Annotated in this window: 12 protein-coding genes; 8 read left to right on the top strand and 4 right to left on the bottom strand. The window is 68.8% G+C overall.

The window, feature by feature from the left end; translation table 11 throughout:
* Nucleotides 1-1096, top strand: a 1096-nt coding sequence (locus tag H0W40_RS01675; RefSeq protein WP_292442415.1) for an ammonium transporter, incomplete at its 5' end; no start/stop codon positions are given.
* On the opposite strand, the gene H0W40_RS01670 is transcribed toward H0W40_RS01675, so the two are convergent.
* The 4 genes from H0W40_RS01670 to H0W40_RS01655 form a co-directional block, all read right to left on the bottom strand.
* A complete protein-coding gene (locus H0W40_RS01670) occupies nt 1054-2946 on the bottom strand; it encodes an ABC transporter ATP-binding protein (protein WP_292442412.1) in 1893 nt (630 codons plus the stop codon). The two genes, H0W40_RS01675 and H0W40_RS01670, sit on opposite strands and share 43 nt — an antisense overlap.
* 236 nt (nt 2947-3182) lie before the next feature.
* The gene (locus tag H0W40_RS01665) at nt 3183-3620 is read right to left on the bottom strand and encodes a BON domain-containing protein (protein ID WP_292442408.1); all 438 of its coding nucleotides are present in this window, start codon (nt 3618-3620) and stop codon (nt 3183-3185) included.
* 219 nt (nt 3621-3839) lie between these two features.
* On the bottom strand, nt 3840-4373 hold the full coding sequence (locus H0W40_RS01660) for a thioredoxin family protein (protein ID WP_292442405.1): 534 nt from the start codon (nt 4371-4373) through the stop codon (nt 3840-3842).
* Nucleotides 4374-4408: 35 nt separating this feature from the next.
* Complete coding sequence (locus H0W40_RS01655) at nt 4409-5284, bottom strand: quinoprotein dehydrogenase-associated SoxYZ-like carrier (protein WP_292442402.1); 876 nt, start codon at nt 5282-5284, stop codon at nt 4409-4411.
* A gap of 114 nt (nt 5285-5398) precedes the next feature.
* On the opposite strand from H0W40_RS01655, the gene H0W40_RS01650 reads away from it, so the two are divergent.
* The 7 genes from H0W40_RS01650 (at nt 5399) to H0W40_RS01620 (ending at nt 12655) form a co-directional block, all read left to right on the top strand.
* Nucleotides 5399-6406 carry a metal-dependent hydrolase gene (locus tag H0W40_RS01650; RefSeq protein ID WP_292442399.1) on the top strand — a complete coding sequence of 336 codons (1008 nt, stop codon included), beginning with the start codon at nt 5399-5401 and terminating at the stop codon, nt 6404-6406.
* A 248-nt stretch (nt 6407-6654) separates the two neighbouring features.
* Entirely contained in the window at nt 6655-7575 is a 921-nt protein-coding gene (locus tag H0W40_RS01645) for a Tim44 domain-containing protein (protein ID WP_292442396.1), read from the top strand.
* A gap of 109 nt (nt 7576-7684) precedes the next feature.
* Nucleotides 7685-7939 carry a VF530 family protein gene (locus H0W40_RS01640; RefSeq protein ID WP_292442393.1) on the top strand — a complete coding sequence of 85 codons (255 nt, stop codon included), beginning with the start codon at nt 7685-7687 and terminating at the stop codon, nt 7937-7939.
* 153 nt (nt 7940-8092) lie between these two features.
* Complete coding sequence (locus H0W40_RS01635; RefSeq protein ID WP_292442390.1) at nt 8093-9115, top strand: LLM class flavin-dependent oxidoreductase; 1023 nt, start codon at nt 8093-8095, stop codon at nt 9113-9115.
* Nucleotides 9116-9156: 41 nt separating this feature from the next.
* Nucleotides 9157-11175 carry a prolyl oligopeptidase family serine peptidase gene (locus H0W40_RS01630; protein WP_292442387.1) on the top strand — a complete coding sequence of 673 codons (2019 nt, stop codon included), beginning with the start codon at nt 9157-9159 and terminating at the stop codon, nt 11173-11175.
* A gap of 186 nt (nt 11176-11361) precedes the next feature.
* Nucleotides 11362-11937, top strand: a complete 576-nt coding sequence (locus tag H0W40_RS01625; RefSeq protein ID WP_292442436.1) for a protocatechuate 3,4-dioxygenase — start codon at nt 11362-11364, stop codon at nt 11935-11937.
* A gap of 94 nt (nt 11938-12031) precedes the next feature.
* On the top strand, nt 12032-12655 hold the full coding sequence (locus tag H0W40_RS01620; protein ID WP_292442433.1) for a pseudouridine synthase: 624 nt from the start codon (nt 12032-12034) through the stop codon (nt 12653-12655).
* The last annotated feature ends 66 nt before the right edge of the window (nt 12656-12721 follow it).

Genomic DNA, 12721 nt, shown 5'->3' with positions numbered 1-12721 from the left:
CGCGAAGAACCAGGTCAATGCGCTGGTCAAGATACTGGTCGACTTCGCGGTCTCGACCATCGCTTATTTCTTCGTCGGCTATTCGGTGGCGTACGGCGTGAGCTTCTTCTCCGGCGCCGAGGTGCTGACTGAGCGCAACGGCTACGAGCTGGTGAAGTTCTTTTTCCTGCTGACCTTTGCCGCGGCCATCCCGGCCATCGTTTCAGGCGGCATCGCCGAGCGGGCGCGCTTCGGGCCGCAACTCATCGCCACGGCAGCGCTGGTCGGCTTCGTGTACCCGCTGTTCGAGGGCATCACCTGGAACCAGGGCTTCGGTGTGCAGGCGTGGATCGAGGGCCTGACCGGCGCGCCCTTCCACGACTTCGCCGGCAGCGTGGTGGTTCACGCGATGGGCGGCTGGATCGCGCTGGCCGCCGTGCTGCTGCTCGGCGCGCGGCGCAACCGCTACCGCAAGGACGGCGCGGTGAGCGCGCACCCGCCCTCCAGCATTCCCTTCCTCGCGCTCGGCGCGTGGATCCTCACCGTCGGCTGGTTCGGCTTCAACGTGATGAGCGCGCAGACGATCGACAAGATCTCGGGCCTCGTCGCCGTCAATTCGCTCATGGCGATGGCCGGCGGCACGCTGGCCGCGGCGCTGCTCGGCCGCAACGACCCCGGCTTCGTGCACAACGGGCCGCTGGCCGGGCTGGTCGCCATCTGCGCGGGCTCCGACGTGATGCACCCGGGCGGCGCGCTCGTCGTCGGCGGCATCGCCGGGGCGATTTTCGTCGTCATGTTCACGCTCACGCAAAACCGCTGGAAGATCGACGACGTGCTGGGCGTGTGGCCGCTGCACGGCCTGTGCGGCGCCTGGGGCGGCATCGCGGCGGGCATCTTCGGCAGCACGGCGCTGGGCGGGTTGGGGGGCGTGAGCCTGGCAGCGCAGCTGATCGGCACTGCGCTTGGCGTTGCATGGGCGCTCGTGGGTGGCTTTGTCGTCTACGGCGTCCTGCGCATGGTGATGGGCTTGCGCCTGTCGCAGGAAGACGAGTTCCGCGGCGCCGATCTGGCCGTTCACAAGATCGGCGCAACGCCGGACCGCGATGTGAGCTGGTAGGGCGCCGCCGGCGCGTCGTCCTCCGCCTCCTCGCCCAGGAACCCGCCGCTCTGGTGCGCCCACAGCCGCGCATACAGGCCGCCGTGCGCGAGCAGGCTGCGGTGGTCGCCCTCCTCCACCACGCGGCCCTTGTCGAGCACGATCAGTCGGTCCATCGCCGCGATGGTGGAAAGACGGTGCGCGATGGCGACCACCGTCTTGCCTTCCATCAGCCGGTACAGACTGGCCTGGATCGCGGCCTCGACCTCCGAGTCGAGCGCGCTCGTCGCCTCGTCGAGCAGCAGGATCGGCGCATCCTTCAGCATCACCCGCGCGATCGCGATGCGCTGACGCTGGCCGCCGGACAGCTTGACGCCGCGCTCGCCGACATGGGCGTCGTAGCCGCGGCGGCCGGCCGGGTCGGTCAGGTCGGCGATGAAGTCTTGCGCCTCCGCGCGGTGCGCGGCAGCCACCATGTCGGCATCGAGCGCATCGGGCCGGCCGTAGAGGATGTTCTCGCGCACCGAGCGGTGCAGCAGCGAGGTGTCCTGGGTGACCATGCCGATCTGCTCACGCAACGAATCCTGCTGCACCTCGGCAATGTCCTGGCCATCGATCAGCACGCGGCCCGCGGCCACGTCGTGAAAGCGCAGCAAGAGGTTGACCACCGTGGACTTGCCGGCGCCCGAACGGCCGACCAGGCCGATCTTTTCGCCGGCGCGGATGTGCAGCTGCAACCGATCGATCACCGCGCGCTCGCCGCCATAGGCGAAGCTCACGTCGTCGAAACGGATCTCGCCACGGCTCACGATCAACGGCCGCGCGCCGGGACGGTCGAGCACCGTGTGCGGTTTCGACAGCGTGTTCATACCGTCCTGCACCGTGCCGATGTATTCGAACAGCGAGGCCATCTCCCACATCACCCAGTGCGAGATGCCGTTCAGGCGCAGGGCCATCGCCGTGGCCGCAGCGACCGCACCGACGCCGACGGCTCCCTGCGCCCACAGCACAAGCGTCGCGCCCGCCGTGCCGAGGATCAGCAGCATGCTGAGCGTGTGGTTGACGATCTCGAAGCCGGTCACCAGTCGCATCTGCGCGTGCACGGTGGTCATGAACTCCTGCATTGCGCCGCGCGCAAAGGCAGCTTCGCGCCCCGCGTGCGAGAACAGCTTGACCGTGGCGATGTTGGTGTAGGCATCGGTGATGCGTCCGGTCATCAGTGAGCGCGCATCGGCCTGTTCGCGCGCCACGGAGCCCAGGCGCGGCACGAAGAAGCGCAGCGCCCCGAGGTACAGCGCCGCCCAGCCCAGAAAGGGCAGCAGCAGCCACGCGTCGAGCGTGCCGACGATGAACAGCATGGTCACGAAGTAGATCGTCACGAAGACCAGCAGCTCGGCCAGGATCATCCAGGTGTCGCGCACGGCCAGCGCGCTTTGCATGACCTTCGTTGCCACCCGTCCGGCGAACTCGTCCTGGTAGAAGCTCATGCTCTGGCCAAGCATCAGGCGGTGGAAGTTCCAGCGCAGCAGCATCGGAAAGTTGCCGGCCAGCGTCTGCTGCTTGAGCAGGCTCTGCACGGCGACAAGCAGCGGGCTGGCCAGGATCACGGCCGCGAGCAACAGCAAGGTGCCGCGCTCCTGCGTCCACAACTGCGCGGGCTGCACCTCGGCCAGCCAGTCGACGATGCGCCCGAGCATGGCGAACAGCAGCGCCTCGAACACGCCGATGGCGGCCGTCAACAAGGTCATCGCCATCAGAAAGGGACGCATGCCGCCGGTGCAGGCCCAGAGAAAGCGCAGCAGCCCGTGCGGCGGGGCAGTGGGAGCGCCCTGCGGATACGGGTGCACCAGCTTTTCGAACCATGTGAACACGCAGGATCTCCGAGGTTGGCCAGCACGGCCCGGCCGGGGCGCTGCGAACATTCTCGTGCGAGGCATACCGCCGGGGCGGCGCAGGGACTGTTACGGCGGCGGCGGCTGCGTCCGCCTGCCGACGTAGAAAAGCCAGCTCGCAAGAGCTGGCTTGGCGGTCGAAACGGAAAAGCAGCGCCTCGCAGCTTGACGCGGCGAGGCTACCGTTTCGCTCTATCAGTGCTTGACCACTTTGATCAGCTCTTGCTGACGGTCAACTGGTTGTCGACCGCTGTGACGCCGTCCACGCTCTGAGTAAGTTGTGTGGCGCGGTCACGGGCACCTTGGTCGGGAGCGCTGCCCTTGAGGGCGACGCGGCCACTGGCCGTGTCGACATCGATCCGCAACGAGCTCAAAGCCGGATCCTTGGCGAGTTCGGCATTGACGCTAGCGGTGATCGCCGCGTCGGAGACGGCATTGCCGGCATCGCGTACCACATCAGCCGTGGCCGCGCGGGCGTCACGGGCCGTTTCGGCCATCTGGTCACGGGCGTTCTCGGTGCTGCGATCCGCCTTCGCGATGGCCGAGTCGACCTGCTCGCCGACGGTGGTGTCGTTCCGGTTGTCGCAGCCCGTCAAGGCGAGCGCCGCAAAGGTAGTGACAAGCAGGGGGGTGAGCAATCGTTTGCGGTCCATAAGAAGCTCCTTCAGAGAAAGGCCCGCCCTGTGAGCGGGGCTGTGTGATGTACCGGCGTCAGCGCTTTCGCCCAGAGGCGCAAGCGCCGCAGGTCGGCGATGTTTGCAACTGCCCGGAAAAGATAAAGGCGAGCGCTCGCAAGTGCAGTCGGGCTCAGGCGTGTTCGGCTGTCGGACAACGCCGACAGCGCTCGACGCACTGCAAGGGCGCGTCGAAAACTACTGCACGAGGTGCAGGATTTCGAGCTGCTCGGGCACCGTGGAGAAGGTGCCGGCCCCGGAGGGCATCTGCATCAACGGCCGGGCTTGAGCATCGAGCAGCCACACGCTCGGGTAGACCAGCAGTCGGGCACGCTCGTCACCGATCGACGCCTGGAACTCGGCGTAAGGCAGGCTCTTGTCGCCCACCTTGATGAAAACCTGCCCGGAGGGCCTGGAAAGCGAACTCCGCAAATCCACCACCAGGTAGCGGGCCGCGAACTCCGCCTGCAGTTCATCGGCGTGAGCGTCGAGGAAAGCCTCGTACTTGCGGCAGAAGCGGCAGTCGCTCGCGCCCAGATAGACATAAAGCGACTTGTTCTCGCGTCGCGCGCGGGCCAGTGCGTCGGTCAGGTCGAACTCGGTCTTCGCGGGCGCGCCGGTCGGCTCGATCACGATCGGCTGGTACGCCGCAGGAATTCCCGCCACCGCTTCGCCCGGCACGCCGGTCAGCAGTGCGAGCGCCATGCAAGCGGCAAGGAAGATCCGGCCCATGGCGCGCTGCGAGACGGCCCCGTGCACCGCAGCGACTACTGCGCGGCCGCGCCGGCCTGAGCCACGTCGGCCGGCGCGCGCACGGCCAGCGAACCGGTGAAGCGGCCTTCTTTGGAATCCTCGACCTCGGCGGTGAGCTCGCCTTCGCCGCGCGGCACGAAGTTGAAGCGCCAGGCCGGGTTCTCGGCAATCGAGAAGTCGAGTTCGGCATCGAACAGCTTGCGTCCCGCATAGCTCACCTTCAGGCTGCGCACGAAGTGCGGCGGAATGAACATCACGGTGACGTTGTTGAGCTCGAAGCCGGTGTCGTTGGGGTGCGTGACCTGCACGTCGACGGCGGTCGGCTCGTTCAGCTTGACGCCCGAAGGCAGCTTGAACACGGTCTTGCCGATGTTGTGCAGCTGGTCGCGGTTCGGCGGCGCCGAGCAGCCGCCGGACACCTTGACGTAGCGCGAGTGCATGTGCAGTTCGCCGTTCGAAAGCTCGCTGACCACGCGGATGTGGCTGTATTCGTCGACCCGCAACCGTGTCTCGAAATCGGCCTGCCCGATCTCGGTGGTGAGGTCCAGAACGGCCGCCACCGGCGAGGGGTTCTTGTCGACCAGGAGGTAGACGCGCTTGACGTAAAGGTCAGCCGCTTGCGGCAGCTTGGACGTGATCTTCACCGGCACGGAAGCGCCGTAGGCGGCGCGCAGCGGCACGGTGAGCTCGACCTTGCCTGTGCCGGCTTCCACCTTGCGATCCTTGAACAGCGCGGTGCGCAGCTTTTCCCACTGCGGCGAGGAGTCGGTGTGCTGCACGTTGGTGGGCAGGCCACCCGGCGCGGCGACGGCCGCCGGAGCCAGCGACATCGCGGCGCATGCGCACACGAGCAGGGACACGGCACGGACGCTGAAGCTTGCTGCGGGCATCGTCTGGACTCCTGATGCAGTTGTGCCGAGCCACCCCCGGCGAAACCGACTCTAGCAGCCGGCGCCCTTGCGCGTGCGCGCAGGCCCGGCCCGCCCGCACCACAATGCGCCGCCATGGATTCGCTCTCTCAACTGGCACTCGGCGCGGCCGTCGGCATCGGCGTGATGGGCCGGCGCACGGCCGTGTGGAAGGCGGCGCTCTGGGGCGCCGTCTGCGGCACGCTGCCCGACCTGGATTCCTTCATCGACCATGGCGATCCGGTCAGCAACATGACCTGGCACCGCGCGCAGAGCCACGCGCTTTTCTACTTGACGCTGCTCGCGCCGCTGCTCGCCGGCCTGATCGCCCGGCTGCACGGCGAGGCCGATCGCTTCAGGCGCTGGTGGCTTGCCGTCTGGCTGGTGCTGGTGACCCACCCGCTGCTCGACGCGATGACGGTCTACGGCACACAGCTCGCCCTGCCGTTCACCGACCACCCCTACGGCGTGGGCAGCATCTTCATCATCGATCCGCTCTACACGCTGCCGCTGCTGGTCGGCGTGGGCGGCGCACTGGTCGCAAGCAACCGGCGGGGCTTGCGCTGGAACCTGGCGGGTCTGGCGCTGAGCAGCGCCTATCTGGCCTGGAGCTTCGCCGCGCAGCAGCGGGTGGAGTCGGTTGCGAGAGATGCACTGCGAGAGCAGGGTGTGACGGTGGAGCGCCTGCTGGTCACTCCCACGCCCTTCAACACGCTGCTCTGGCGGGTGGTCGCCATCACGCCCGAAGGCTACGTCGAGGGGTTTCGTTCGCTCTTCGACGACCAGCGGCACATGAGCTTCGACGCATTCCCGCGCGGCGAGGCCTTGTTCGAGGCGTTGCGCGGCAATCAGCACGCCGAGCGCCTGGCCTGGTTCAGCCGCGGCTTCTTCAAGACCGCCGAGGTGGAAGGCCGCCTCATGATGAGCGACCTGCGCATGGGCCAGGAGCCCTACTACACCTTCTCCTTCGCGCTGGCCGAACGGCAGGAGGGACGGACTGTCTCCGTCACCCCGCAACTGCTTCGCCAGCGGCCCGACGTGGCGCGCGCACTCACCTGGATGCGGCAACGGCTCTTCGACCCCACCGTACCGCCGCCGCGTTGAGGCCGGCGTGCCAAACCGCTTGCAAGACCCGATCGCGGCGCAGCGCTTGCCGCTGCGACAGGCGCTCCGATTGCTACATGGCTCGTGCTCCCGTGCGCGGCGATGATTCTGATCCGCTCAGCCCGCGTAGCATGCAGTCCTGGACCGCAACCACCGAACGGTGTCGCGCTGAACCGAACGACTCGAACAGGGTCTGACGGCAAGTGCCGCACCGAGGCGGCTTGAATGAACCGATCGAGGAGACCGTTGTGAAGACATTGCTGATAGCACTTTCGATGGCGCTGGCCGGGGTGACGCTCAACTTCGCCCCCACCGACGCCGAAGCGCGCCGCCTGGGCGGCGGCCGGGCCGCTGGCATGCAGCGGCAGATGCCGCCCAAACAGGCTGACGTGGCACCCAAGCCCAGCCCTGGCGCAACCGCAGCCGCGCCGGCTGCTGCCGGCGCCGCGGCGGCGGGCAGGCGCTCGTTCCTGGGCCCCCTCGCGGGCTTGGCGGCCGGCCTGGGCATCGCCGCGCTGCTGAGCCACTTCGGCTTCGGCGAGGGCCTGGCCAACTTCGTCACCCTCCTGCTGCTGGCGGCGGTGGCCTTCATCGCCATCCGCTGGCTGATGCGGCGCCTGAATGTCGGCGCGCCCACGGCACGCGCCGCTCCGGGCAATCTGCAGTTCGCCGGCGCCGGTGCGCCACGCGGCGGGCCGGGGGCCGAAGAGCCCGAACCGATGCAGCGCAGCGCCCTTGCGACGCCAGCCGTCGCCGCCGGCAGCGCCGTCGATTCCCGCATCTCGGCAGTGCAACCCGCCGGCTTCGACGCCGCGGAGTTCGAGCGCATCGCCAAGATGATCTTCATCCGCCTGCAAGCGGCCAACGACGCGGCAGAAGTGGACGATTTGCGCCGCTTCACGACGCCCGAGCTGTTCGCCTCCTTGCGCCTGGACCTTCAGGAGCGTGGCGCCGCCGCCCAGAAGACCGACGTGGTGCAACTGGAAGCCGAAGTGCTCGATACCGCGCAGGAAGACGGCCAGTGGATCGTGTCGGTGCGCTTCCACGGCCTGATCCGCGAGGACGCTGACGGGACGGCCGAGCCCTTCGACGAACTCTGGCACCTCGTCAAGCCGGTGCAGGGCGAGCGCGAGTGGGCGATCGCCGGCATTTCGCCGACCCCGGCTTGAGCGTTCGCGCGCAAGCGACGACATCCACGGCGGCTTCGGCCGCCGTTTTCGCTTGCGGGGCGCAGGCCTTCGACGAGCGTCGTGTCGGCGCGCTCAGGCCCCCGCTTCGATGAACCGGCCCATGACCGCACCCCCGCCGCGCGACCCGCTGCACGGGCTGACACTCGAGGCGATGCTTACCGAGCTGGTGGCTTACTTCGGCTGGCCGGGGCTCGGTGAGCGCATCGCCATCCGCTGCTTCACCAGCGAGCCGAGCATCGCGTCGAGCCTGAAGTTCCTGCGCAAGACGCCTTGGGCGCGCGAGAAAGTCGAAAGCCTTTATCTGTTCATGCTGCGCGAACGCGCACGCGCCGCACGCGGCTGACGCGGCGCTGCCCCTGCCGCGGGCAGTGGCGCCCGGCGCAGCGGCCGCAGCGGCGCGGCGGCCTGCCGACAATGCGCGGCAGACAGCCCAGGCGCGCGACGCTCACCACGCGCCCACCGCGGGTCCACGGCGCGCCTACCGAACACCCACCGCATGAGACTTTCCGTTCTCGATCAATCGGTCGCCCTCAGCGGCGCCAGCGAGGCCGACGCGATCCGCGACACGCTCTCGCTTGCGCCGCATTGCGAGGCACTCGGCTACCAGCGCTTTTGGCTCAGCGAGCACCACAGCCTGCCCAGCATCGTGGGCACGGCGCCCGAGGTGCTGCTGGCGGCGATCGCGGCGCGCACCGAGCGCATCCGCCTCGGCAGCGCCGGCGTCATGCTGCCGCACTACTCTGCGTTCAAGGTGGCCGAGCAGTTCCGCGTGCTCGACGCGTTGGCGCCCGGGCGCATCGACCTCGGTGTGGGCCGCGCGCCCGGCGGCGACCGGCGCAGCGCGCTGGCGCTGAACCCGCATGCGCGGCCCGGTGCGGAAGATTTCCCCGAGCAGGTGCTCGACCTTCAGGCCTGGAGCAGCGGCGCGCAGCACCGCGGCCTCGTCGCGCATCCGCGCGGCGGGCCGGCCGAAGCGCCGAACAGCATCCAACACGCGCCGCAGTTGTGGATCCTGGGCAGCTCCGACTACGGTGCGCGACTCGCCGCGCACCTGGGCCTGCCGTATGCATTCGCCTATTTCTTCATGGACGGCCAGGGCGTCGAGCAGGCGCTCGAGCTCTACCGCGGTCTGTACCGGCCGAGCGAACGCCACCCGTTGCCCGAAGTCACGATCTGCGTCTGGGCCCTGGCCGCTGACAGCGAGGCCGAAGCGCGCCACCACGCCTTGAGCCGCGACCGCTGGCGCTCCGACTACCTGCGCGGGCGCCTGGGCCCCTTGCAGGCGCCCGACGACATCGCCGAGCGCGGCTTCGGCGAAGAAGAGCGGGCCGGTGTCGAAGCCGGGCAGCGCAAGGCCTTTGTCGGCACGGCCGGGCAAGTGGCCGACAAGCTGCGGGCGCTGGCCGCGAGCCTGGAACTCGAAGAACTGGTGATCAACACCTGGGCCCACTCGCCGGCGGCGCGCCGCCATTCTTATGCCCTGCTTGCCAGGGAATTCGGCTTGAAAGAATGCCGATGAGGACTGGTCTGGGAAGACGCAGCCTAGGCCGAATCGTCGCCGTGGCCGCGGCAGGCCTGCTGAGCGCTGCTTGCAGCACGCCGCCGGCTTCCTCGCCGAGTGCCGGCACCCTGCTGCCCAACGAGAACCTCTTCGTGCAGGGCATTCCGCCGATTCCGATGTCACTGGTGCGCCAGGTCGAGCAGTACACCAACTTCCGCGGCCACGGCTTCGTCGAGTGGCATCCGCAGAAGAGCGAGATGCTGGTCACCCACCGCAAGGCCGGCGCCAACACAGCGCAGTTGTTCCGCGCGACGGCACCGCTGGCGCCGCTCGAGCAGCTCACCGACTTCGCCGATCCGGTCCGCGAGGCGACTTACGAGCCCACCGATGGCCGCTACCTGGTGTTCTCGCGCAGCGCCGACGGCAACGAGGCCAACCAGCTCTACCGGCTCGACCTCGACACCCGCAAGGTCAGCCTGCTGACCGATCCCGACGAGCGCCACGGCATCGTCGACTGGCTGCACGGCCGCTCGGAGCTGCTCGTCACCTCGGTGCCGCTCGACCGCACCGCGCAGGAGGGCACCCGCGCGAACCCGGGCACGACGCTGTGGCTGATCGATCCGCTGCGCCCCGAAGCCCGGCGCAAGCTGGCCGAGCTGCCGGGGCCCGGCTGGTTCGGCGGCGCGGTGTCGCGGGATGACCGCCGGCTCGCCATCACGCGCTACCGCTCGGCCACCGAATCGCAGGTCTGGCTGATCGACCTGGCCACCGGCACGCCCACGCAATTGCTGCCGGCCAAGGGCGAGGCGGTCAAGGCGACGCATTTCCCGATCGGCTTCAAGCGCGACGGCTCGGGCCTCTTCGTGGTGAGCGACCGCGCCGGCGAATTTCGCGAGCTGATGCTCCACGACTTCGCCAGCGGCGGCTTGCAGCGCATCACCGCGCACATCCCGTGGGACGCGAGCGGCGTCGCCCTCAGCGACGACGGCGCGCAGATCGCTGTGCGCATGAACGTCGATGGCCGCACCGAGCTGCGAATCTTCGACGCCGACAGCCTGCGCGAGCGGCCGGTGCCGCCGCTGCCGCCGGGCAGCGTCAACAGCGTGGGCTTTCACCCGGCAACGAACCGGCTCGCTTTCGCGATCGACAGCGCGCAGGGCCCCAACCAGCTCTACGCGCTCGATGCGGCTGACCGCACGGTGCAGCCCTGGACGCGCCCCTACGTGCCGCCGGGCCTGGACGCCGCGAGCTTCCTGCCACAGCGCATCGTGCGTTGGACAAGCTTCGACGGCCGCGAAATCTCCGGCGTGCTGAGCCCGCCGCCCGCCCGCTTCACCGGCAAGCGACCGGTGGTGGTGCTGGTGCATGGCGGGCCCGAGGGCCAGGCCAGCCTGGGTTTTCTGGGCCGCTGGAATTACCTGATCAACGAACTGGGCGTCGCCATCATCGAGCCCAACGTGCGCGGCTCTGCGGGCTACGGCAAGACCTTCCTCACCCTGGACAACGGCTTTCAGCGCGAGGACGCCGTCAAGGACCTGGGCAACTTGCTCGACTGGATCGCCGGCCAGAGCGGCCTCGACGCCTCGCGCGTACTGGTCGCCGGCGGCAGCTATGGCGGCTACATGAGCCTGGCGGCCAGCGTGCACTACGCCGAGCGCATCGCCGGGGCGATCGACATCGTCGGCATCTCCGACTTCGTGACTTTCCTCAACAACACGGAGAGCTACCGACGTGATCTGCGCCGTGTCGAATATGGCGATGAACGCGATCCGCAGATGCGCAAGTTCTTGCAACGCATCTCGCCGCTGAACAACGCCGAGAAGATCGAAAAGCCGCTGTTCGTGGTGCAGGGCCGCAACGATCCGCGCGTGCCCTGGACCGAAGCCGAGCAGATCGTCGAGAAGGTGCGCGCCAACGGCGTGCCGGTCTGGTACCTGCGCGCCGAGAACGAAGGCCACGGCTTCGCGCGCAAGGAGAACGCCGACTACCAGTTCTACGCGACGGTGCTGTTTTTGCAGGAAACGCTGCTGAAGGCAGAGGGGCATGATCGACTCGCCACCGGTGCGCCGCCCCCCTGACGTTTTCGATGCTCCTGAGAGCCGAGTTTTTATAGTCCCCCTCTCCCTTTGGGAGAGAGTTGGGGTGAGGGCGCGGCCCGCTTTGCGCGCCAGAACGAGATTCAGCACATGCCGAACACCGCCCCGTTTACCGCCCCGCGCCGCCGCCTACTGCGCAGCACTTTGACCGGCGCCGCGGCCCTCGCCCTGCCCACGCTCTGGCTGCGCGCCCGGGCCGCAGAACCCGCGCCGCTTCTCCTTACGCCGGCACAGACCGAAGGTCCGTTCTACCCGGTCGCCTTGCCCACGGACAACGACTTCGATCTGCTGCGAACCGGCAAGCAGGCCTACACCCGCGGCCAGCCGGCCTGGCTCAGCGGCACCGTGCGCGATGCCGGGGGCCGGCCGGTGAGCGGCGCACAGGTCGAGATCTGGCAGTGCGACGACAACGGCCACTACCACCACCCGGCCGACGGCGGTAAAGCCGACCTGACCTTCCAGGGCTTCGGCCGCGTGAGCGTCGACGCGCAGGGACGGTACCGTTTCCGCACCTTGCGCCCGGCGCCCTACAGCGGGCGCACGCCGCACATCCATGTGAAGGTCCGGCTCGGCCGGCGCGAACTGCTGACGACGCAGGTCTACGTGGAGGGTGAGCCGCGAAATGCGCGCGACTTCCTCTGGCGTCGCCTGGACGGCGAGGCCGAGCGAGCGGCGCTGACGGTGGCGTTCCTTCCCGGCGAAGGCGGCTTGCGGGCCGAGTTTCCGATCATCGTGGCCGCGTGAACCCGACGTGAATGCAGCATCGATCGGCAACGAACCCGAAATCGCGAATGCGAACGCGGGCCTCGCTCCACCGCCCCCGGCGCCCTGCACCGAGCTGCAGGTCGTCTACGCCGATGCGCACCTGCTCATCATCGACAAGCCCGCCGGCTTGCTGGCCGTGCCCGGCCGCGGCGAGGCCAAGCGCGACTGCCTGGCCGCGCGTGTGCAAGACGCGTTCGCCGACGCGCTGATCGTGCACCGGCTCGATCAAGCGACTTCAGGACTCATGGTGTTCGCGCGCGGCCTCGACGCGCAGCGCCGACTCTCCCGCGCCTTCGAACAGCGCGAGGTGGGCAAGCGCTACATGGCCGTGGTGGCCGGCTGCCCGGTGCAAGCCAGCGGCCGCATCGATCTGCCGCTCGCGGCCGACTGGCCAAGGCGCCCGCGCCAGCAAGTCGATCACGTCCACGGCAAAGCCTCGCTGACCTGCTGGCGCGTGCTGACCGTTCAAGCCGAGCGCGACTGCAGTCGCCTCGAGCTCGAACCACTGACCGGCCGTAGCCACCAGTTGCGCGTGCACCTCGGCGCCATCGGCCATCCCATCCTCGGCGACTTGCTGTACGCGCCGCCGGAGATCCAGCGCCGTGCTCCGCGGCTGCTGCTGCACGCGAGCGAACTGGAGCTGGCGCATCCGGCAACGGAAGAGCCACATCGCTTCGCGTCGACCGTGCCGTTCTAGAGCAATCGGCGCAGCAAAAGCAGTCCTTCCGCCGGCCCCCGAGGACGCTGGACTTTCTCGACCGCA

The organism is Methylibium sp. (assembly GCF_013817345.1).
Lineage (GTDB): Bacteria > Pseudomonadota > Gammaproteobacteria > Burkholderiales > Burkholderiaceae_C > Methylibium.
Note: the sequence above shows the minus strand (reverse complement) of the source record. Positions and strands in the feature narration are given on the sequence as shown.